General features: G+C 67.0%; 21 protein-coding genes. 15 read left to right on the top strand and 6 right to left on the bottom strand.

The window, feature by feature from the left end:
* Window positions 1-67 precede the first annotated feature (67 nt).
* Together QO010_RS16995 and QO010_RS17000 are read left to right on the top strand one after the other, a co-directional pair.
* Entirely contained in the window at window positions 68-712 is a 645-nt protein-coding gene (locus QO010_RS16995; protein ID WP_307351085.1) for an HAD-IA family hydrolase, read from the top strand.
* Complete coding sequence (locus QO010_RS17000; RefSeq protein ID WP_307351087.1) at window positions 709-999, top strand: 4a-hydroxytetrahydrobiopterin dehydratase; 291 nt, start codon at window positions 709-711, stop codon at window positions 997-999. The genes QO010_RS16995 and QO010_RS17000 overlap by 4 nt, the downstream gene beginning before the upstream one ends.
* Here QO010_RS17000 and QO010_RS17005 read toward each other — a convergent pair.
* The gene (locus QO010_RS17005; protein WP_307351088.1) at window positions 992-1,393 is read right to left on the bottom strand and encodes a Tat pathway signal protein; all 402 of its coding nucleotides are present in this window, start codon (window positions 1,391-1,393) and stop codon (window positions 992-994) included. The two genes, QO010_RS17000 and QO010_RS17005, sit on opposite strands and share 8 nt — an antisense overlap.
* Before the next feature lie 105 nt (window positions 1,394-1,498).
* On the opposite strand from QO010_RS17005, the gene pseB reads away from it, so the two are divergent.
* From pseB to pseI, 3 genes are read left to right on the top strand one after another with little or no spacing between them, the layout of a single operon-like run.
* Window positions 1,499-2,536 carry a UDP-N-acetylglucosamine 4,6-dehydratase (inverting) gene (pseB, locus tag QO010_RS17010; RefSeq protein ID WP_307351089.1) on the top strand — a complete coding sequence of 346 codons (1,038 nt, stop codon included), beginning with the start codon at window positions 1,499-1,501 and terminating at the stop codon, window positions 2,534-2,536.
* On the top strand, window positions 2,533-3,693 hold the full coding sequence (gene pseC, locus QO010_RS17015; protein WP_307351091.1) for a UDP-4-amino-4,6-dideoxy-N-acetyl-beta-L-altrosamine transaminase: 1,161 nt from the start codon (window positions 2,533-2,535) through the stop codon (window positions 3,691-3,693). The genes pseB and pseC overlap by 4 nt, the downstream gene beginning before the upstream one ends.
* Window positions 3,690-4,742, top strand: coding sequence for a pseudaminic acid synthase (gene pseI, locus QO010_RS17020; RefSeq protein WP_307351094.1), 1,053 nt, complete (start codon window positions 3,690-3,692; stop codon window positions 4,740-4,742). The genes pseC and pseI overlap by 4 nt, the downstream gene beginning before the upstream one ends.
* A gap of 158 nt (window positions 4,743-4,900) precedes the next feature.
* Here pseI and QO010_RS17025 read toward each other — a convergent pair whose 3' ends face one another.
* Both QO010_RS17025 and greA read right to left on the bottom strand, forming a co-directional pair.
* Complete coding sequence (locus tag QO010_RS17025) at window positions 4,901-6,625, bottom strand: hypothetical protein (protein WP_307351095.1); 1,725 nt, start codon at window positions 6,623-6,625, stop codon at window positions 4,901-4,903.
* Window positions 6,626-6,852: 227 nt separating this feature from the next.
* Window positions 6,853-7,362, bottom strand: a complete 510-nt coding sequence (greA, locus tag QO010_RS17030; protein WP_307351097.1) for a transcription elongation factor GreA — start codon at window positions 7,360-7,362, stop codon at window positions 6,853-6,855.
* Between the two features lie 105 nt (window positions 7,363-7,467).
* Between greA and chvI the strand changes: the two genes are divergently transcribed.
* From chvI to QO010_RS17055, 5 genes are all read left to right on the top strand, one after another.
* Entirely contained in the window at window positions 7,468-8,175 is a 708-nt protein-coding gene (gene chvI / locus QO010_RS17035; protein WP_307351101.1) for a two-component response regulator ChvI, read from the top strand.
* The gene (gene chvG, locus QO010_RS17040) at window positions 8,144-9,793 is read left to right on the top strand and encodes a two-component sensor histidine kinase ChvG (RefSeq protein ID WP_307351104.1); all 1,650 of its coding nucleotides are present in this window, start codon (window positions 8,144-8,146) and stop codon (window positions 9,791-9,793) included. Before chvI ends, chvG begins: the two co-directional genes overlap by 32 nt.
* 193 nt (window positions 9,794-9,986) lie before the next feature.
* Window positions 9,987-10,412 carry an HPr kinase/phosphorylase gene (locus tag QO010_RS17045; RefSeq protein WP_307351106.1) on the top strand — a complete coding sequence of 142 codons (426 nt, stop codon included), beginning with the start codon at window positions 9,987-9,989 and terminating at the stop codon, window positions 10,410-10,412.
* A 75-nt stretch (window positions 10,413-10,487) separates the two neighbouring features.
* Window positions 10,488-10,892 carry a PTS sugar transporter subunit IIA gene (locus tag QO010_RS17050; RefSeq protein WP_307351109.1) on the top strand — a complete coding sequence of 135 codons (405 nt, stop codon included), beginning with the start codon at window positions 10,488-10,490 and terminating at the stop codon, window positions 10,890-10,892.
* Entirely contained in the window at window positions 10,889-11,161 is a 273-nt protein-coding gene (locus QO010_RS17055) for an HPr family phosphocarrier protein (protein ID WP_307351259.1), read from the top strand. The genes QO010_RS17050 and QO010_RS17055 overlap by 4 nt, the downstream gene beginning before the upstream one ends.
* Window positions 11,162-11,243: 82 nt before the next feature.
* On the opposite strand, the gene bioB is transcribed toward QO010_RS17055, so the two are convergent.
* Window positions 11,244-12,260 carry a biotin synthase BioB gene (bioB, locus tag QO010_RS17060; RefSeq protein ID WP_307351111.1) on the bottom strand — a complete coding sequence of 339 codons (1,017 nt, stop codon included), beginning with the start codon at window positions 12,258-12,260 and terminating at the stop codon, window positions 11,244-11,246.
* 81 nt (window positions 12,261-12,341) lie between these two features.
* On the opposite strand from bioB, the gene QO010_RS17065 reads away from it, so the two are divergent.
* The 5 genes from QO010_RS17065 (at window position 12,342) to QO010_RS17085 (ending at window position 19,493) form a co-directional block, all read left to right on the top strand.
* Window positions 12,342-13,799 carry a CYTH and CHAD domain-containing protein gene (locus QO010_RS17065; protein ID WP_307351112.1) on the top strand — a complete coding sequence of 486 codons (1,458 nt, stop codon included), beginning with the start codon at window positions 12,342-12,344 and terminating at the stop codon, window positions 13,797-13,799.
* A 92-nt stretch (window positions 13,800-13,891) separates the two neighbouring features.
* Window positions 13,892-15,772: a pentapeptide repeat-containing protein gene (locus QO010_RS17070; RefSeq protein ID WP_307351114.1), complete on the top strand. Its 1,881-nt coding sequence runs from the start codon at window positions 13,892-13,894 to the stop codon at window positions 15,770-15,772.
* A 101-nt stretch (window positions 15,773-15,873) separates the two neighbouring features.
* Window positions 15,874-17,265, top strand: a complete 1,392-nt coding sequence (gene ahcY, locus QO010_RS17075) for an adenosylhomocysteinase (RefSeq protein WP_307351115.1) — start codon at window positions 15,874-15,876, stop codon at window positions 17,263-17,265.
* Window positions 17,266-17,490: 225 nt separating this feature from the next.
* On the top strand, window positions 17,491-18,339 hold the full coding sequence (locus QO010_RS17080) for a pyridoxal kinase (RefSeq protein ID WP_307351116.1): 849 nt from the start codon (window positions 17,491-17,493) through the stop codon (window positions 18,337-18,339).
* Window positions 18,336-19,493, top strand: coding sequence for a serine hydrolase domain-containing protein (locus QO010_RS17085; protein WP_307351117.1), 1,158 nt, complete (start codon window positions 18,336-18,338; stop codon window positions 19,491-19,493). Before QO010_RS17080 ends, QO010_RS17085 begins: the two co-directional genes overlap by 4 nt.
* Here the strand turns inward: QO010_RS17085 and rarD are convergent.
* Together rarD and QO010_RS17095 are read right to left on the bottom strand one after the other, a co-directional pair.
* Window positions 19,448-20,359 (bottom strand): EamA family transporter RarD, encoded by a 912-nt coding sequence (gene rarD, locus QO010_RS17090; RefSeq protein ID WP_307351119.1) that lies wholly within the window; start codon window positions 20,357-20,359, stop codon window positions 19,448-19,450. The two genes, QO010_RS17085 and rarD, sit on opposite strands and share 46 nt — an antisense overlap.
* Window position 20,360: 1 nt before the next feature.
* Window positions 20,361-21,398 carry an aspartate-semialdehyde dehydrogenase gene (locus QO010_RS17095; RefSeq protein ID WP_307351122.1) on the bottom strand — a complete coding sequence of 346 codons (1,038 nt, stop codon included), beginning with the start codon at window positions 21,396-21,398 and terminating at the stop codon, window positions 20,361-20,363.
* Window positions 21,399-21,659: the final 261 nt, after the last annotated feature.

The raw sequence follows: 21,659 nt of genomic DNA on the forward strand, positions 1-21,659 counted from the left end.
GGGACCGGTTGCGCTGGCTAAGCCCTATGTCTAGCGTCCGGCCGCTCGATAGGAAGAGGATACAGGCGTGGCGATAGCGGCGGTGATCTGGGATTTCGGCGGGGTGCTGACCTCCTCGCCCTTCGAGGCCTTCAACCGCTTCGAGGCCGAGCGCGGCCTGCCGCACGACCTGATCCGCAAGGTCAACTCGACCAACCCCGACGACAATGCCTGGGCCCTCTTCGAGCGGGCCGAGATCGACGCCGCCGGCTTCGACGCCAAGTTCCTCGAGGAATCCACGGCGCTGGGCCATCCCGTGCGCGGGGCCGAGGTGCTGACCCTGCTGAGCGGCGACATCCGCCCCGGGGTCGTGGCGGCCCTGAACGCCTGCAAGGCCCATTTCAAGGTCGGCTGCATCACCAACAACGTCAAGACCGGCCAGGGCGCGGGCATGTCGGCCAGCATGGCCAAGGCCGCCGCCGTCGAGGCGATCATGGAGACCTTCGACGCGGTGATCGAAAGCTCCAAGGCGGGCCTGCGCAAGCCGGATCCCCGCATCTACCAGATGATGTGCGAGCTGCTGATGGTCGACCCGAAGGACTGCATCTATCTCGACGACCTGGGCATCAACTGCAAACCGGCCGCCGCCCTGGGCATGCAGGCCATCAAGGTGGTCAGCGAGAAGCAGGCCATGGCCGAGCTGTCGGCCCTGACCGGGCTGACCTTCCAATGACCCGGCCCGTGAAGATCGGCGCGGCCGCCGCCCTCGCCAGGCTGCCGCTCTGGAGCGCCGTGGAGGGCCGCGACGCCATCCAGCGCAGCTTCAGGTTCGAGGACTTCAACGCCGCCTTCGGCTTCATGACCCGGGCGGCCCTGGCGGCGGAAAAGCTCGACCACCACCCCGAATGGTTCAACGTCTACAATCGCGTCGAAGTGCTCCTGGCCACCCACGACGCCGACGGGGTGACCGAACTGGACGTGACCCTGGCCCAGATCATGGACGCGGCGGCCGCTACGTAATCAAAATCGTCCCCAGCAGCAGCTTCGCCCCCTTCTTCCCTAGCACCCGGTCCACCTCCCGCTGCATCGCCGTGGACAGATAGTCGGCGTTGGGCACCGAGCCGCTCGGCATGCCCGCCGCATAGATGCGCAGGATATCGAGACAGGCGGACCGCAGGCGGGGCTGGCTGATATAGGCCAGGTCGTGCAGGGGGCCGGGCGCGTCGACGCCGGTTTCCACCGTCATCACCCCGCGCTGGCCGGTGCGGAAGGTCACCGTGGCGGCCAGGGTCGGCAGCTGGATGAAGCTGGCCCCGCCACCCTTCTTCTTCTCGGGCTCGGAGGCCCCAGCGGCTATCGGAGCCGCGATAGGGGCCATCAAGGCGAGCGCGGCGAGGGCGAGACGGCGGTCCATGGCTAAGCTTGTGCCCGGGCAAGGTTGACGCAGGCTTACCGCCGCGCGTGACATCCCCCGCCCAAGGACCGAGACTCGGCCATTGATTCGGCTGGGGTTTCCCACATGGGGCAGTTCGCGCCCGAAAATCTCGACCTGGACGGCAAGGTGATCCTGGTCACCGGCGGCACCGGCTCGTTCGGCAAGCGGTTCATCGAGACCGTGCTGACCGGCTACAACCCGCGCAAGGTCATCGTCTACAGCCGCGACGAGCTCAAGCAGTCGGACATGCAGATCGACCTGCGCGAGAAGGTCTCGCCCGAGCTTTACGCCAAGATGCGCTTCTTCCTGGGCGACGTGCGCGACCGCATGCGCCTGACGCTCGCCCTGCGCGGCGTGGATATCGTCATCCATGCGGCGGCGCTGAAACAGGTGCCGGCGGCGGAATACAACCCGTCCGAATGCATCCACACCAACGTCATGGGGGCCGAGAACGTCGTCTGGGCCAGCCTGAACAACCGCGTCTCCCAGGTGGTGGCGCTCAGCACCGACAAGGCCTGCAACCCGGTCAACCTCTATGGCGCGACCAAGCTGGCCTCGGACAAGACCTTCGTGGCCGCCAACAACCTGTCGGGCGACATCGGCACCCGGTTCTCGGTGGTGCGCTACGGCAATGTGGTGGGTTCGCGCGGCTCGGTGGTGCCCCTCTATCGCCGGCTGCTGGCCCAGGGGGCCAAGACTCTGCCGATCACCGATGCGCGGATGACCCGGTTCTGGATCACCCTGCCGCAGGGCGTCGACTTCGTGCTCTCCTCGCTCACCACCATGCGGGGCGGCGAGATCTTCGTCCCCAAGATCCCCTCGATGAAGATGACCGACCTGGTGGCCGCCATGGCCCCCGGCGCCGGGGTCGAGATCGTCGGCATCCGGCCGGGCGAGAAGCTGCACGAGACCATGGTCAGCGCCGACGACGCCCGCCAGACGGTCGAACTTCACGACCGCTATGTCATCGAGCCGGCCTTCGTCGAATACCCCCGCACGCCCTTCGCCGGCGAGGCGACCAGCAAGGCCGTCGACGAAGGCTTCTCCTACGCCAGCGACAACAACGCCGACTGGCTCTCGGCCGAGGGGCTGATGGCCATGCTGGAGGAGGGCGGGGCTTGAGCGACTTCCTGCCCTATGGCCGCCAGTTCATCCAGGACGACGATATCGCCGCGGTCACCGAAGCCCTCAAGGCCGACTACCTGACCACCGGCCCGACCGTGGCGAAGTTCGAGCGGGCCTTCGCCGATCATGTGGGGGCGCCCGATGCGGTGGCCTGTTCCAACGGCACCGCAGCGCTCCATTTGGCGATGATGATGCTGGGCATCGGCGAGGGCGATGTCTGTATCGTCCCCTCGATCACCTTCCTGGCGACGGCCAACTGCGTGCGCTACTGCGGCGGCGAGGTGGTGTTCGCCGATGTCGATTCCGACAGCGGGCTGATGACGCCGCAGACCCTGGAGGACGCCCTCAAGCGCGCCGGCAAACCCGTGAAGGCGGTGCTGCCGGTCCATATGCGCGGCGAGCTTTGCGACATGCCGGCCCTCTCCCAGATCACCGAACGCCAGGGCGGCCGGGTGGTCGAGGACGCCGCCCATGCGGTGGGCAGCCGGCGGACCTTCGGCAACCAGGTCGTCCATGCCGGCGACTGCCGCCACTCGGTGATGACCACCTTCAGCTTTCATCCGGTCAAGACCATCACCACCGGCGAAGGCGGCATGATCACCACCAGCTCGACGGCGGTGGCCGCCGAGCTGCGGACCCTGCGCAGCCACGGCATGGTCCGCCATCCCGGGGCCGATCCCTGGCTCTATGAGATGGACTCCCCCGGCTACAACTACCGCCTGCCCGACATCAACTGCGCGCTCGGCCTCTCCCAGCTGGCCAAGCTCGACCGCCTGGCCGTGCGCCGCCGCGAACTGGCCGCCTATTACGAGCAGCGCATCGCCCCCCTGGCCCCGCTGATCTGGACGGCGGTGACCGCGCCCGGGTCCGATCCCTGCCTGCACCTGATGACCGTGCTGATCGACTTCAAGGCCGCCGGAACGACCCGCAGAGCCGTGGTCGACGGCCTGACCGCGGCGGGGATCGGCAGCCAGGTCCACTACATCCCCGTCCACACCCAGCCCTACTACCGCAAGCGCTACGGCGATCTCGACCTGCCGGGCGCCAACGCCTGGTACGAGGCCTGCCTCAGCCTGCCGCTCTATCCGCAGCTGGAAAAGTCGGACATTGACCGGATTGTTGAGACTTTGGGTGGTCTGCTAGGGATCAAATGACCCCTTCTCTCACCATCGCCGGCCGCAGGATCGGCCCCGGCTGCGAGCCCTTCATCATCTGCGAGCTGTCGGGCAACCACAACGGCAGCCTGGATCGCGCCCTGGCCATGCTCGAAGCGGCGGCCGCCACCGGCTGCGACGCCATCAAGCTGCAGACCTACACCCCCGACACCATCACCCTGGACAGCGACAGCCCCGACTTCCTGATCGAGTCCGGGCTCTGGGCCGGCCGCCGCCTGCACGAGCTCTATGCCGAGGCCTACACCCCCTACGAATGGCACGAAGCCCTGTTCGCCAAGGCCCGCGCCCTGGGGGTCATCCTGTTCTCCACCCCCTTCGATGACACCGCCGTCGACCTGCTCGAGAGCCTGAACGCCCCCGCCTACAAGATCGCCTCGTTCGAGGCCGTCGACCTGCCGCTGATCGCCCGGGTGGCGGCGACCGGCAAGCCGATGATCATCTCCACGGGCCTGGCCAATCTCGAGGAAATGGCCGAGGCGCTCGAGACCGCCCGCAAGCACGGCTCGGGCGAGGTTGCCCTGCTGCACTGCGTCTCCAGCTATCCGGCCCCGATCGAGGAGGCCAATGTCGCCACCGTCCCCGACCTGGCGGCGCGGTTCGGTGTGGTCAGCGGCCTGTCGGACCACACGCCCGGCTCGGCGGCCTCGGTGGCGGCGGTGGCCCTGGGGGCCAGCCTCATCGAAAAACACTTCACCCTGGCCAGGGCCGACGGCGGCCCGGACGCGTCCTTCAGCCTGGAGCCGGCCGAGTTCACGGCCCTGGTCGCCGACTGCAAGGCCGCCTGGCAGGCGGTGGGCAGGGTCCACTACGACGCCCTAGGCAGCGAAGCGGCGGCGGCCAACCACCGCCGCTCCCTCTACGTCGCCGCCGACATCGCGGCGGGCGAGCTGTTCACCAAGGCCAATGTGCGCTCGGTGCGGCCGGGGTACGGGCTGGCGCCGAAACACCTGCCGGAGGTGCTGGGGCGAAGGGCGAAGCGGGCGTTGAAGCTGGGGGACCGGCTGAGCTGGGACGTTATCCAGGACTAACCCATTAATCCGCTCATCCCCGCGAAAGCGGGGACCCAGGCTTTTTCCAGTTTCGGCAAGTCAGCCGCTGCAACCATGAAAACAGGCCCGCGGTAGCGGACAGCCCTCAAAAAACGCCTGGGTCCCCGCTTTCGCGGGGATGAGCGGGATTTGGCTCTTTACGCCGCCAGCCCCGCCGACTGCATCAGGTCCCGCACCTTGGCCACCGCCTCGGGCGAGGCCGTCAGTTCCGCCCGGAACTCCGGCATCCGGATCAGCTTCATCGCCTCGGCCTTGGCCCGGTCCGCCGCCGCCCCCGCCGGGGCCGCCTCGGCCATGGCCATGCGCAGCAGCAGGGTCAGCTTGTGGACCAGCGGCACGCTGGCCCGGGTGATGGAGGCGACGATGCGGTTGTCGGCCTCGATCATCGCGCCTACCTCGCCCAGCCGGACCTGGATGGGGCCATAGTCCTCGACCGGCAGGCCGCTGCGGGTCAGACTGGCCTGCAGCTTGGCCAGCACCGCCATGCGCTGCACCGGGCTGCCCTCACCTTCTTTGAATGGCCCTTCGCGGAATTCGCGTTCGAACTTCAGGGCCTTGGCGCAGGCCATGATCCAGCGGGCGGCGTGGCATTTGTTGACCGGGCCGGTGACGTTCTCGGCCAACTTTACCAATACTTCGAATTCCTCGCGGGCCGGGCGCTCGCGGCCGACCAGGGCCTCGACGAAATCACTGGCCACCAGGGTGCGCGATCGGGCGATGAAGGCTTCCTGGATGTCGGCCAGCAGCAGGCTCTGGCTGCTGGCGGCGGTCAGGGACATGGCCAGGGCGCGCAGATATTCGATCTCGCTGGCGGCGTCGCCGGGCTTGAGCCGGCGGGGGCCGTTCAGCTCGCGCAGCACCCGCTGGCCCAGCGCCGTGCGGACGCTGTTGAAATGATCGCCGCCCAGCCAGTTGGCCAGCCGCGCGGCCGGGCCGGTCAGTTCGGGCATGACCCCGATCAGGGCCGGCTCCATGCGGACCAGCATCTCGACCGCCTCGGCGCCGGCCAGCCGGGTCATGGCGGCCAGGGAATCGCCCAGGTCGGCGTCGCCCAGCAGGTCGGCCAGGCCGGTCTTCGAGCCCAGGATCTCGGCCAGGGGCTGTTCGATGACGTCAAAGGCCACGGCCCGGGCCGCGGCCTCGGACGGGGCGGCGTCGGCCAGGTCGAGCAGGCGGCCGACCTTTTCCTTCCAGGTGCGGGCCGGGGCGATCGAGGCGGCCACGGCCGCGCCCAGAAGATAGCCGCGCTCGGGCTCGCTCGCCAGCCGCTGGCAGGCCTGGGCGAAACCCTCCTTGTCGAGGCTGGGCAGGGCGCCGCGGCGCCCGTCCTTGATCAGGCGCTGGATGGCCCGCTCGATCAGGTCCTGGAAGCTGCGGATGACCTCATGGACGCCGATATTCTTGGCCTGGGCCTCGGGGATGGCGATCTTCTGGATGGCGTGCTGCAGCTCGACGCCCGAGGCCTCGAGCTTCTCGACCAGGTCGGGCCGGTGCAGCAGTTCGAAGGGGGTGGCCTTCTGGCGGCCCAGCCAGTTGTCCAGCAGCCGGCCGATCCGCTCGCGGGCATGGGCGCTGTAGAGGTCCTGCGGGGTCAGGCAGAGCGGGGTGTGGTCCTCGGGCGCGTCCCTGGACTTCTTCCGCTCCGGCGCGCCCTCGTTGAAGATGGTGATCGAGCGGAACTCGCGGGTCTCGGCGTCCAGGGTTTCCTTGGTCACCCGGGCGGCCACCACGCGGGTCTCGGCCAGGGCGGTCTTGGCCGCCTCCAGCGCCTTGTCCCGTTCCTCACAGGCCATGTCGAGCACCCAGGTCGAGTTGACCTGTTTGCGCACGAAGACCTCGTAATGGACCTGATCCTGGCTCATGGCCCGGCAGTATGGGTTAGGACACCTTAAGACGCTGTTATGCCAAACACCCGGTTCAGGACGCTATCCAACTCCGCCCACGTAGGGGGCGGCGTGGCGACGCCAGCTTACCTTTTCCCGAGATTCCTGGCGAAGGCCAGGATCCAAGCGGGATCGGCCACCCTGCCCGCGCCTCTTTGAGGACCCCCCGCTTGGGCCCTGGCCTTCGCCAGGGAAACCGGGGAAGCCTACAGCGCCTTGGGCGTTTTGACCGGGTGAGGCGCTATGGAGACTATCTCGACCTCGCCCCCTGCCACCACGGCGGTCTCCCCCACCGCCTTACCCAGCAGCGCCTGGGCCAGCGGCGAGACATAGGCGACAGACCCTTTCTTCGGATCCGCCTCGTCCTCGCCGACGATGCGGTAGGTCTGGCGGCGGCCGTCCTCGCGGTCGAAGGTCACCGTCCCGCCGAACTGCAGCCGATCCGAAGCCGGATCGGTCTCGACCAGCTGGGCGCTGCCTCGCCGCGAGGACCAGTAGCGCAGGTCGCGGGTGGCCCTCGCCATGGCGGTGCGGTCGGTCTGCACGTCGCCGCTGGCCTGGGCGGCGCCATAGGCGGCGCGGGCCTCGGCCAGGGCCGCCTCGATGGCGGCCAAACCCTCGGGGGTGACCAGGTTGGGATGGGTCGAGACCGGCCGGTCCGGCAGGTCGGCGGCCTGGGACTCGTAGTCTTCTTCCTTGGTGAAGGCGACGCTCATACTTGCAACAATAGCACCAACTGGCCGTATTCCCGACACGGCCACGCCATGGCGTCACCCTCTTCACCGCGCTATGAAGGCGACGTTCAATAAGCTGGGACTGTAATGGCTGACATCACTCTGGTGGACGACGACGAGAACATCGTTGCGTCCGTATCTCTTGCCCTCGAAAGCCACGGCCACACCGTCAAGGCCTACTATGACGGCGCCTCGGGCCTGGCGGCGCTGGAGAGCGATCCGCCGGACCTGGCCATCCTCGACGTCAAGATGCCCCGCATGGACGGCATGGAGGTGCTGCGGCGCCTCCGCCAGACCTCCGAGCTGCCGGTGATCATGCTGACCTCCAAGGACGAGGAGATCGACGAGATCCTCGGCTTCAACCTCGGCGCCGACGACTACATGCACAAGCCCTTCTCGCAGCGGCTGCTGATCGAGCGGGTCAAGGCGGTGCTGCGCCGGGCCGGCGTGGTCGAGGAGGGCGCGCCCGAGCCGCGCACCGACCCCGGCGCCAAGGCCATGAAGCGCGGCAAGCTGACCCTGGACCCCGAGCGCCACGACTGCCTGTGGGACGGCAAGCCCGTGCGGCTGACCGTCACCGAGTTCCTGCTGCTGCAGTCGCTCGCCCAGCGGCCCGGCTTCGTGAAGAGCCGCGACAACCTGATGGACGCCGCCTACGACGACCAGGTCTATGTCGACGACCGCACCATCGACAGCCACATCAAGCGCATGCGCAAGAAGTTCCGCCAGGTCGATCCCGAGTTCGACGCGATCGAGACCCTGTATGGCGTCGGCTATCGATACCGCGAGGCCTGAGCGCCCAAGCCAAGAGGGGGCTCCCTCCAAGCGCCCCTGGGGACGCTCAGCCCCGGCGCCAGATCGTGACGCCGAGGACGAGGTCGATCATGCCTGGCGCTGGCCGCGGTTCTCGCGCCTCGCCCGGCTGATCATCACGCTCAATCTGCTGGGCCTGCTGATCCTGGTCTCCGGCGCACTCGTCCTCAACGAGCTGCGCCGGGGCCTGGTCAACGCCCGGCTGGAGAGCCTCTCCCTGCAGGGCGAGACCATCGTCAAGGTGATGGACCAGGCCGCCACCCTGGGCGAGCCCTTCCCGCAGCTGCAGGCCGACCGCGCCGCCCGGATCATCGAGGTGCTGCACTTCCCCTCGACCCAGCGGGTCCGGCTGTTCGACGCCCAGGGCAACCTGCTGGCCGACAGCTGGGCGGTGGCCGACCGGGTCGACTGGCGCATCCTGCCCCCGCCGCCCAAGCCCGGACAGTTCCGCTGGCCGTTCCTGAACAACGACAACGACGCCCCCAAGCCGGCCATGATCGCCAAGGCCCGCCGCCAGCTGGGCGAGGAGGTGGCCCGGGCCATGGGCGAGGGCCCGGTCAAGAACCGCCGGGTCGCCGAGAGCGGCAAGCAGGTGGTCTCGGTCTCCATCCCCATCCAGCACGTCGCCGAGGTGCTGGGGGTGCTGACCCTGGAGGCCAGCGACGTCGACGCCATCATCGCCCGCGAACGGGCCGCCCTGGTTCCCTTCATCCTGATCGCGGTGGGGGTGACCCTCTTGTCATCGCTCTTGCTGTCGATCCTGGTCGCCCAGCCGATGCTGCGCCTGGCCCAGGCCGCCGACCGGGTGCGGCTGTCGCGGGCCCGCTCCATCTCCCTGCCCGACCTGTCACGGCGCGAGGACGAGATCGGCGACCTCTCCCGCAGCCTCGAGGACATGACCGACACCCTCAGCCAGCGCATGGACGCCATCGAGCGCTTCGCCGCCGACGTGGCCCACGAGATCCGCAACCCGCTGACCTCGATCCGCTCGGCGGTCGAGACCCTGGAACTGGTCAAGGACCCCAAGGCCCGCGAGCGGCTGATGGGCATCCTCAAGCAGGATGTCAGCCGGCTGGACCGGCTGATCGGCGACATCTCGAACGCCTCGCGCCTCGACGCCGAGCTGTCACGCGAGCAACCCCGCCGCATCGACCTGAACCGGCTGATCGGCGACATCGTGGCGGTCTATGACGCCTCGCTGAAGGCCGGCGGCGCGCCCGTGCGGCTGGTTCAGACCGGCGAACCGCTGACCGTCTCCGGCCGCGAAGGGCCGCTGGGCCAGGTGTTCCGCAACCTGATCGACAACGCCCGCTCGTTCAGCCCCCCGGACGGCGAGGTCCTGATCACCCTGGACCGGACCAAGGGCGAGGCGATCATCAAGGTCGAGGACAGCGGCCCCGGCATCCCGCCCGAAAACCTCGAGACGGTGTTCGAGCGCTTCTACACCTCGCGCCCCAAGGGCCAGGCCTTCGGCGGCAATTCGGGCCTGGGCCTCTCCATCGCCCGCCAGATCGTCGAAGCCCACGGCGGGCGGGTGCGGGCGGAGAACCGGGCTGGGGGCGGGGCGCTGTTCACCGTCGTTTTGCCCGAGGCGGATTGATTTTGAGTCCGGTGACTCTCCAGAATTCCTCGCCCCTTGGGCGAGGTGGCGGCGAAGCCGACGGAGTGGGCCATGGAACACACGGTGTATCCAGATTGAGCACTGTCGGAGGGGGCGTGCTTGAAACGCCGTGTGCTCCCAAGAGCCCACTCCACCACTTCGTGGTCCCCCTCGCCCAAGGGGCGAGGAAAGGATGATCGTCCACGCCACCCTGGTGGCCCTGCGCCTCCACGGTCTCTGGCGCGGCGCCCTGCTCACCGGCCCCTCCGGCGCCGGCAAGAGCGACCTGGCGCTGCGGGCCCTGGCCGAGGGGTTCAGCCTGGTCGCCGACGACCGGGTCAGCCTTTGGGCCTCGAACGGCCGGGTCTATGGCGCCGCGCCCCCCACCCTCGCCGGGCTGATCGAGGTGCGCGGCCTGGGCATCCAGCGGGTGACGCCCCTCGCCTTCGCCCAGATCACCCTCTCGGTCCCCCTCACCGACACCATCGATCGCATGCCGGACGAGGCGACCGAGACCCTGCTGGATGTCGCCCTGCCGACCCGGCCGCTGTGGCCTTTCGAACCCGCCGCGCCCCTGAAACTGCGCCGGGCCCTAGAGTCGCTTGGAGCCGGCCGTTAACGGGCGTAATACGGCGCCTTTATGGCCTCCAGGGGCCGCGGTCGGGCAGGGGATAACCCGGTTGAGAGTTCCGGAATGATTGGACTGGTGATCGTCACCCACGGACGATTGGCCGACGAGTTCGTGCTGGCCATGGAACATGTGGTCGGGCCGCAGGAGGCCGTGGCGGCCATCTGCATCGGTCCCGAGGACGACATGGAAAAGCGCCGCCGCGACATCCTGCGGGCCTGCGCCGAGGTCGATCACGGCAAGGGCGTCATCCTGCTGACCGACATGTTCGGCGGCACCCCGTCCAACCTCGCCATCAGCGTCATGGAACAGACCCGCGCCGAGGTCATCGCCGGGCTGAACCTGCCGATGCTGATCAAGCTGGCGTCCTTGCGCACCCGCGAGAGCCTGGAAGCCTGCGTCCACCACGCCCAGGAAGCGGGGCGCAAATACATCTCGGTCGCCTCCTACGTCCTGGCCGGCGAGAAATAGTGACCGCCAGAACCGTCGAGATCGTCAACGAACGCGGCCTGCACGCCCGGGCTTCGGCCAAGTTCGTACGCCTCGCGGCCGGTTTCGACGCCGAGGTCCTGGTCAGCAAGGACGGCTCCACCGTCGATGCCCGCTCGATCATGGGCCTGATGATGCTGGCCGCCGGGCCGGGCAGCACCATCGAGATCACTGCCGAGGGCGCGGAAGCGGCCCAGGCGGTCGAGGCGCTGGTCGAGCTGGTGGCCAACAAGTTCGACGAGGATCGCTGACTCCAGCTCTTCCCCCTCTGGGGGAAGTGGCCCGGAGGGCCGAAGGGGGCTTCATCCACGGGCGCCCGTGGATGAAGCCCCCTCAGTCCCTTCGGGACAGCTCCCCCGAAAGGGGAGCAAAGGGCTTCAGCCCCAGATCCGCCATCAGCAGCTCATCGGCGCTCTTCTCGGGGTTGGACGTCGTCAGCAGCCGCCCGCCCACGAAGATCGAGTTGGCCCCCGCCAGGAAGCACAGCGCCTGGGTCTCGCGGCTCATCCCCTCGCGGCCGGCCGACAGCCGCACCACCGACTTGGGACAGACCAGCCGCGCCACCGCGATGGTGCGCACGAACTCGATGGGGTCGATCTGGCCTTCCGCCTTGATCTTGTCGCCCAGCGGCGTGCCGGCGATCGGCACCAGGGCGTTGACCGGCAGGCTGTCGGGATGGGCCGGCAGGGTGGCGAGCGCATGCAGCAGCCCGGCCCGGTCGCGCCGCGCCTCGCCCATGCCGACGATGCCGCCGCAGCAGGTCGAGATGCCGGCCGAGCGGACATGCTCCAGGGTGTCCAGCCGCTCCTGATAGGTGCGGGTCGTCACCACATCGGCGTAATAGTCCGGCCCGGTGTCGAGGTTGTGGTTGTAATAGTCCAGGCCCGCCGCCCGCAGCGCTTCGGCCTGGTCGGCGGTCAGCATGCCCAGCGTCGCGCAGGTCTCCAGCCCCAGGGCCTTCACCCCCGAGATCATCGCCGCCATCTTGGGCACGTCGCGGTCCTTCAGGTCGCGCCAGGCCGCGCCCATGCAGAAGCGCTGCGCGCCGCCCGCCTTGGCCTTGGCGGCCTCGGCGACCACGGCCTCGGCGTCCATCAGCCGCGAGGCCTTGAGGCCGGTGTCGAAATGCGAGGACTGGCTGCAGTAGCCGCAGTTCTCGGCGCAGCCGCCGGTCTTCACGGAGAGGAGTTGACTTAGTTGCACCTCGGTCGGGTCGAACCAGGCGCGGTGGACCTCGGCGGCCTTGAACACCAGCTCGGTGAAGGGCAGGTCGAACAGCGCCTCGACCTCTTCCAGCGTCCAGTCGTGACGGGGTTGCGCGGGATCAACGATACGAACCGGGGCGTTCATGCGACTTGACCTGGAACAAGGACCGACAGGGCGCGGCAGGGCCTTGTAGCCTCGCCCTTCCACCTGCGCCATAGTTGAACCATGCCCGCCGCCGACCAGGAAATCGAACTGAAGTTCGTGCTGCCGGACGGGCAGGCCGAGGCCGTCTGGCAGGCGATCGGCGGCGGTGACGCCAAGCTCACGGCCATGACCGGCGTCTATTTCGACACCGCCAAACGCAGGCTGAGCCGGTCAGGCGTGGCGCTGCGGGTGCGCGAAAAGCGCGGGATCTTCGTCCAGGCGGTGAAGCTGGGCCGCGGCGTCAGCCGGGGCGAATGGGAGACCGCCATCCCCACCGCCGCCCCGGACCGCAAGGCCCTGGCCGGCACACCGGCGGCGGCCCTGCTGCCCAAGAGCGCCGACCTGGTTCCCATCTTCTCGGTGCGGGTCCAGCGCCGGACCATCGAACTGGACGAGGGCCAATCGCGCATCGAGGCCTGCCTGGACCTGGGCGAAATCCGCTCCGGCGGAAAATCGACCCCGGTCTGCGAGATCGAGCTGGAACTGCTGCGCGGCGAGGTCGCCGACCTCTTCGCCCTGGCCCGCCGGCTGATGGCCGACGCTCCCCTGACCCTCTCCTTCGCCAGCAAGGCCGCGCGCGGCTACGCCCTGGCCGATGGGGCGGCGGACCGTCCGGCCGAACTGAACGGGGACATGACGGCTGCCCAGGGCCTGCAGGCCCTCGGCCTGGCCGCGCTGGAAACCCTGACCGAGGCCATCGCCGCCTTCCGCGCCCGGCCCGGCCCCGAGCCGGTGCACGCGATCCGCGTCGCCCTGCGGCGGCTGCGCGGGGCCATCGCCAGTTTCAAGGCGGTCTGCGACGACGACGGCCGGGCCGGGGTCAAGGAGGAGCTGGCCTGGCTGGCCGGCGAACTGGACGCGGCCCGCGACCTCGACGTCCTGCTGGCCGACACCCTGCCGGCCCAGACCATCGAGCCGGAGGCCTTGCAGGCCCTGACCGACAGAGTGATGGTCGCCCGTGGCGAGGCCTATGAGGCGGCCGAGCATGCGCTGGAAGGCCTGCGAACCCGCGCCCTGCTGCTGAACACCCTGCAATGGCTGAGCTTCGGGTCCTGGACCGAGCAGCCCAGCCCGCCCCTGAAACGCTTCGCCGCCAAGCGCCTGGAAGCCTGGCGCCGCCGCATGCGCAATCGCGGCCGGCGCCTCGCCGAACTGACCCCGGAAGAGCGCCATGAACTGCGCATCGACGGCAAGAAGCTGCGCTACGACGCCGAGGCCCTGCAGGGCCTGTTCGACCGGCCCAAGCGGGCGGGAAAGCTGATCAAGGCGCTCAAGGGCCTGCAGGACGAACTGGGCGCCCTCAACGACGCCAAGGCCGGCGCCGAGCGGCTGCAGGCCCTCGCCGAGCGGGAGACCGGGACCGTGCGCGAGACGGCCCTCGCCGTCGCGGCGGCCCTCAAGGCGCTGGACGACGGCGGCGACAAGGCCGCCCACAAGGCCTGGAAGCGGTTCGACGAGGCGAAGGTGTTCTGGAGCTAGGGCCCGCTTCGTTTTCGGGAGGTGGCTTCGTTTGTGGCCAAAGAGAATCGCTTAAGATGCATGGCCGCAACCACTCTCCGTCGAGGACGCACATGCCGAAAGCAATCGTCCCTGCATCCGAAATCCAAAGCTGGTGGCGTGGTTGGCGGGAAGAAGATTTCAGTTGGAACGGACTAGCTCGCAAATCTTGGTTAGGTTGGAGCGTCAACGGTAGCGGCGAACTCATACCCGATGATCTAGCAGGGGAGACCGATAGGTCCGCAACACTGCAAGATTATTGGGCGTTTGAGGCCGATCATTTGGTGAATGGCCCCGATGGAGAATTTACGGAGTTCCATCTTCCGCTCCATTGGAGCGACGATTCGGACACGTTGAAGTCTAGCTGGAGCCGGCGTCGCTGCAGCGCGATCTTCGGAAGGTTAGCTTCCCAAATTAAATCCCTAAAAGAGAAGTACCCAGACCATCAAATTATCGCCCCTCTCGATGGAGTGGTTTTTCCTCACCTGTTGAAGGACAACTATATTCCATCTCTTGTATCCGAGCACGATACCCTGTCACTTTCCATTTCAGCAGTATGTGGAAAACTGAATATAGGCAATGTGGATACGATAGAACAACTTGAATTGAACAATTGTCTATTTCTAGGCCCGTTTCGCATAGATGATATCTCGTTTCGAGAACTTGTTATGCTTCACAAGTGCCTGCTTGTCGGACCATTTAGAATACAAACCTCAAAAATGATCAACGGACTTGCTTTTAGTGAAGCCGCCTTTTTTGGGCCGGTTAGAATACTCGCTTGCGAATTTAACGGAGAAGTCGCAATCGAGGATTGTGTGTTTGCGAATAGCGTTTCCCTCGCAACGGGGACGGCTAATGCAGGCGTAATGATAGAAAAGACGAGATTTCTTGGTCAATCTACATTTTCAAGATTTGGGTTTAATTCAGAAGTATACGTGAGTGAAACCGTATTTGCTGGCCCAACGCGGTGGGTTGCCGCGAAATTTCCTGGTGAGGTCAACTTTTACAAAGTCCATTTCGGCCCGGCGAATTTTTCGAGAGCAGAGTTTGAAGATCATGTCAGCTTTGAGGAGAGTACTTTTTCCGAAATCATGGAGTTCTCGCACGTTCATTTTGCGAAGTATGCCTCCTTCAGAAACTCTATTTTTCCAAGCGATGCTGGTATGTTTACGGGAGCGTTTCGTGATGCGCGCTTCTCTGACGGCGCTAACTTCGTCCAGGTAAATTTCTACCATTTTGCCGCTTTCGACGAGGCGACATTCAAGCGCCCGCCGCTTCTGAACGACGATGAACGTGGCGACTGGCCCTTCGCCAAGGCCGTGTCACTGGCACGTCGAGCCTCACTATCTTCTTGGAGGCGCCCCGAAACGGAACGCCAACAGATGCCACTAGAAAGAGCGCGGGAATACTTCTTTGGCGCATTGGAGGGAGGGTGCAGGAGTCTCAAGTTAGCCATGGAGGCAAAACGAGCTCGGGCCCTGGAACAGAAGTTTTACAGGTATGAGCTTCGCGCACGACAGTCTCGCCCCTCGACGGGCCCGTCGGAGAGAATTGTCTCAGCGGCTTTTTACCTGTCGAGCAACTTCGGACACGCTATATTTCGGCCTATATTTCTAACCGGCTTCGTTCTTCTCGCGTTCGGGTTGGCGTTTGCGCTTATCCATTATCTGGCTGTGAATCTACCACAATCCACAAATATTATGTACGACCGTTGGTACAACAATGATGATTTAGCTCGCGGAATAAATCTGTCGGGTAGGCAAGTGTTCCGGCCTTTCAGCATATGGGATATTGGAACGAAGACTATTGATCCGTGGGAAAATGACATACTGATAGGAGGTGGATTCTTTATTGGTCTAGCTACGCGTTTGGCAGGCACTCTGGAATCAATGATTTCCATTGGACTGCTGTTTATGTCTGGATTGGCAATTAAGCGGCGCTTCCAACTCGGGTAGCTCCAAGTTGATATAAAGATATCCTTATATCCCCATTGCTACCCTGACGGCAGGCGGCTATAGACCCAGCCAACACACCCTCATCTGCAATGGAGCCCATCGTGGCCGATTACATCGTGCGCGACATCGCGCTGGCCGACTGGGGCCGCAAGGAAATCGCCATCGCCGAGACCGAGATGCCCGGCCTGATGGCGGTGCGCGAGGAGTTCGGCAAGGACAAGCCCCTGAAGGGCGCCCGCATCGCCGGCAGCCTGCACATGACCATCCAGACCGCCGTGCTGATCGAGACCCTGCAGGCCCTGGGCGCCGAGGTCCGCTGGGCCAGCTGCAACATCTTCTCGACCCAGGACCAGGCCGCCGCCGCCATCGCCGCCACCGGCACGCCCGTGTTCGCCCTGAAGGGCGAGAACCTCGTCGAATACTGGGACTACGCCCACAAGATTTTCGAGTGGCATGACGGCGGCTACCCCAACCTGATCCTCGACGACGGCGGCGACGCCACCCTGCTCTGCGTGCTGGGGCCCAAGGCCGAGAAGGATCCGACGATCCTCAACAACCCGACCAACGAGGAGGAAGAAGCCCTCTATGAGGTGATGAAGCGGTATCTGAAGGAGAAGCCCGGCTTCTACTCGGCCATCCGCGACGCCATCACCGGGGTCTCGGAAGAGACCACCACGGGCGTCCACCGCCTCTACCAGATGGCCGCCAAGGGCGAGCTGCCCTTCCCCGCCATCAACGTCAACGACAGCGTCACCAAGTCCAAGTTCGACAACCTCTATGGCTGCCGCGAGAGCCTGGTCGACGCCATCCGCCGCGGCACCGACGTGATGCTGTCGGGCAAGGTCGCCGTGGTCTGCGGCTATGGCGACGTCGGCAAGGGCTCGGCCGCCAGCTTACGCCAAGGCGGCGCCCGCGTGATCGTCACGGAAATTGATCCGATCTGCGCCCTGCAGGCGGCGATGGAAGGCTATGAGGTCCAGACCCTGGACGACAGCGCCGGCCGCGCCGACATCTTCGTCACCGCCACGGGCAACAAAGACGTCATCACCGTCGACCACATGCGGCAGATGAAGAACAACGCCATCGTCTGCAACATCGGCCACTTCGACAGCGAAATTCAGGTCTCCGGCCTGAAGAACTACAGGTGGGACAAGATCAAGGACCAGGTCCACCACATCGAGTTCCCGGACGGCAAGAAGATCATCCTGCTCTCGGAAGGCCGCCTGGTGAACCTGGGCAACGCCACCGGCCACCCCAGCTTCGTGATGAGCGCCAGCTTCACCAACCAGACCCTGGCCCAGATCGAACTGTGGACCAACGCCAAGTCCTACCAGAAGCAGGTCTACACGCTTCCCAAGCACCTGGACGAGAAGGTGGCCATGCTCCACCTGGCCAAGCTGGGCGCCAAGCTGACGACCCTCAAGCCCGAGCAGGCCGACTATATCGGCGTGCCGCAGGCCGGGCCGTTCAAGCCGGATCATTATCGGTACTAGGCCCAAAGCCCTTCCCCCGCTGGCGGGGGAAGTGGCCTGAGACGCGCAGCGGCGAAGGTCGATGGGGGTCCTTGCGGCGCTGGCGGCTGGCACAACCGTGGGAAAGGGCCCCCAACGAGCCTCCAGCTTCGCTGTCGGCCCACTTCCCCCGCCAGCGGGGGAAGGGCTTGGGCCTGCTCGCGAATCCCCTAGCCGCCGCCCCCTCCCTCCGCTAATCCCGTTGCCATGCCCACGGCCCTGATCCTCTCGTCCCACGTCGCCGGCAGCCGCGTTGGCGGCACGGCTCAGGCGCTGGCGCTTGTCCCGTTCAAGATCGACCCGATCGTGGTGCCGACCGTGCTCTATGGCCGCCACCCCGGCTGGGGCGCGCCGGGCGGGGCCACCGTGCCGGTCGAGGCGTTCGAGGGCATGCTGGACGGCATCGAGGCCAATGGGCTGTTCGGGCTCACGGACCTGGTGCTGTCGGGCTATTACGCCAGCGTCGAGCAGGTGCGGGCCGCCGGCCGGGCCATCGACGCCGTCCGGGCCGCGCCGCGCGACGGGGCCGCCGCCCGCAAGCCCATCGTCGTGGTCGACCCCACCATGGGCGACGCCGGCAAGGGTCTCTACGTCCCCCCCGAAGTGGCCGCCGCCATCGGCGAGGAGCTGATCCCCCGGGCCGACCTGGTCTGCCCCAACGCCTGGGAGCTGCAGCGGCTGACGGGCGCGGAGACCCGCGACCCGGTCCAGGCCATGCGCGCCGCCCGCCTGCTGGGCAAGCCCGTGCTGGTCTCCTCGGTGCATCGCGGCAATGAGATCGGCGTCGTCTATGCCGACAAGCGCGAGGCGTGGCTCGCCGCCCACGCCAAGTCCGAGACCGCCCCCAACGGCACAGGCGACCTCTTGACCGCCCTCTTCGCCGCCTCGCTGCTGGGCGGCCAGACGGCCAGCTATGGCCTGGCCCGGGCGGTCGGCGGCCTGGCCGAAACCATCACCTCGGCCAACATCTGGGCCAGCCCCGAACTGCCCATCGTCGCCATGGGCGCCCGCATCATGCAGGCCAGCCCGACCGTCCGCATCGAGCGGCTGGCGTGACCACCGAAATCCATGGACGTTGCGACGCCGGCTTCGAGCCGGTCCGCGCCGCCTTCGAGGACAATGTCGCGCGCGGCGAGGAGCTGGGCGCCCGCTTCACCCTGATCGTCGAAGGCCAGACCGTCGTCGACCTCTGGGCCGGGTTCGCCGACCGCAAGCGCGAGAAGCCCTTCGCCGCCGACACCCTGACCCCGGTGTTCTCGACCACCAAGGCCCTGGCCGCCCTGCTGATCGCCCGCCTCGTCGAGATCGGCGAGCTTTCCTACGACCAGCCCGTCGCCGACGTCTGGCCGGAGTTCGCGCAAGCCGGCAAGGGCGCCGTCACCGTCGGCCAGGTGATGAGCCACCAGGCCGGCCTGCCCGGCTTCCTGGAGCCGATGGACCCGGCCCTGTGGTTCGACTGGGACGCCATCTGCGAGCGGCTGGCCACCATGACCCCGCTCTGGCCGCCCGGGACCGCCAGCGGCTATCACGCCATCACCTTCGGCTATCTGGCCGGCGAGATCTTCCGGCGGGTCGATGGCCGGACCATGGGCGTGGCGCTCAAGGAAGACATCGCCGAGCCCTGCGGCCTGGACCTGTGGATCGGCCTGCCCGACCGCGAGCACGGCCGGGTCGCCGACCTGCAGCGCCCCAGCGCCCTGCCGGCCTTCGGCGAGGTCACCGACCCCAAGAAGGCCGCCTTCCTCTCGCCCTGGGCCGCGCCCGGCGGTCGCACGGGCGCCGACTGGCGGCGGGCGGAAATCCCCTCAGCCAACGGTCACGCCACCGCCGAGAGCCTGGCCCGGCTGATGGGCGCCCTGGCCGGCCGCGGCGCGATCGACGACGTCCATATCCTCAATGCCGAGACCGTGGCGGCGATGAGCGCCGAGCGCATCGCGGGCGCGGACCTGGTGCTGCCCTTCAACCTCAGCTGGGGCGCGGGCGTGATGCGCAATCCGCCCAACGGCTTCTATGGCCCGGGCGCCAATACCTTCGGCCACAGCGGCTGGGGCGGCAGCTGCGTCTTCGCCGACCCCGACTGGGACGTCGCCGGCGCCTATGTCATGAACAAGCAGGATGTCCACCTGATGGGCGATCCCCGCTCCCGCCGGCTGATCAACGCCGCCTACGGCGTGGTGCGCAGTCGCCGGCTGGCCCGCCAGGCGCCGTAGGCGAACACCGCCACCCCGGCCCAGATGAAGCCGAAGCTCAGGGCCCGCATCGGGGTGAAGCTCTCGCCCAGCCACAGGCCGACGAAGAACTGCAGGGTCGGTGCGGTGAACTGCAGGAAACCCAGCGCCGTCAGCGACAGCCGGCGGGCGGCCCAGGCGAACAGCACCATGGGCACGACGGTGGCGGGGCCGGCGACGAGCAGCAGCAGGGTGTGGCTGGGGCCGGCCAGGAAATGGCCGCCGCCCTGCTGCTGCAGCCACAGCACATAGGCCAGGCCCGGCAGGGCCATGTACAGGCACTCGATCAGCAGGCCAGTCTGGGCTTCGGCCCGCACCTGTTTGCGCAGCACGCCGTAGGCGCAGAAGCTCACCGCCAGGCCAAGCGAGATCAGGGGCAGGTGACCCAGCGCCAGGGTCTGGACCGCCACGCCGACGACGGCCAGGCCAATGGCGATCTTGCCGGCCAGGCCGAGGCGGTCGCGAAACAGCGCCGCCCCGACCGCCATGTTGAGCAGCGGATTGATATAGTAGCCCAGGCTGGCCTCGATCACCCGGTGAGCCGCCACCGCCCAGACATAGATCGACCAGTTGATCAGGATGGCCAGGGTCGAAAGCGCCAGGATGCCCAGGGTGCGGGGCTCGGTCAGCACCCGCCGCATCTCCGGTCCCTGCCGGGCCAGCCAGACCAGCAGGGCCGCCCAGAACACCGACCAGACGCAGCGGTGGGCGATCATCTCGGCCGGGCCCACACCCATGGTTCCGAGCAGGTGGAAATAGAGGGGCAGGAACCCCCAGAGACCGTAGCAGGCGAGGCCGGCCGTCAACGCCGCGCGGCCCTCGCCGCCCGGCGCAACAGCCGGGCTCATGTTAGGCGATCGCCCGCTGCTTGATCAGGCCGCGCTCGTGCAGGAGCTCGGCGATCTGCACGGCATTGAGAGCCGCGCCTTTTCGCAAGTTGTCCGAGACGACCCAGATCGACAGGCCATGCTCGAGCGTGGGGTCATTGCGGATGCGGCTGACGAAGACCGGGAACTCGCCCTGGGCCTCTTTCGGCGTCACATAGCCGCCGTCCTCGCGCTTATCGACCACCATCAGGCCGGGGGCCTCGCGCAGGATGTCGCGGGCCTCGTCCTCGTCCAGCGCCGAGTGGAACTCGATATTGACCGCCTCGCCGTGGCCGACGAACACCGGCACCCGCACGCAGGTGGCGCTGACCTTGATGTCGGGGTCGAGCATCTTGTGGGTTTCGTCGGCGATCTTGCGCTCTTCCTTGGTGTCGCCCGAGCCGTCCTCCAGGAAGGAGTCGCACTGCGGGATGACGTTGAAGGCGATCTGCTTGGGATATTTCTTCGGCTCGGACGGACCCAGGACGAAGACGCCCTTGGTCTGGTCCCACAGCTCGTCCATGGCCTCCTTGCCGGTGCCGGAGACCGACTGGTAGGTCGAGACCACGATCCGCTTGATCTTCGCCGCGTCATGCAGCGGCTTGAGCGCCACCAAGAGCCCCGCCGTCGTGCAGTTGGGGTTGGCGATGATGTTCTTCTTGGCGAAGCCCTCGATGGCGTCGGGGTTCACCTCCGGCACGATCAGCGGCACGTCGGGGTCCATCCGCCAGGCCGAGGAGTTGTCGATGACGATGGCCCCGGCCCGGCCGATCTTCTCCGACCATTCCTTGGACACCGCCCCGCCGGCGCTCATCAGCACCAGGTCGACGGTGGAGAAGTCGAACTGCGCCAGGTCCTCGCATTTGAGGATCCGGTCGCCGAAGGAAACCTCGATGCCGATGGATTTGCGCGAGGCGATGGCGTGAATCTTGTCCACGGGGAAATTCAATTCCTCGAGGATGTTGAACATCTCACGGCCCACGTTGCCCGTGGCGCCCACGACGGCGACCCGGTAACCCATATGGCTTCTCCTTGCTTGAAGGCGGCGTGTTACGCCCCGCCGCATATAGGCGCAAGCTGAGGAAAGTTGAGGGCGGGTTCAGAAGAAGAGTCCACGAACCACACGAACCACACGAACAGGTCCGCGCCGAACGGCGCCCTTTTCGGCCTCGTCTGCAAGGTGAACCACGAAAAACACGAAAAGGCCGGCGGCTGAAAGTCGGCGGATCGAAATGGATCGGCGCCGAAGGCGCCCTTGTTCGTGTGGTTCGTGTGGTTCGTG

The sequence above is a fragment of the Caulobacter ginsengisoli genome (assembly GCF_030814835.1).
Lineage (GTDB): Bacteria > Pseudomonadota > Alphaproteobacteria > Caulobacterales > Caulobacteraceae > Caulobacter > Caulobacter ginsengisoli.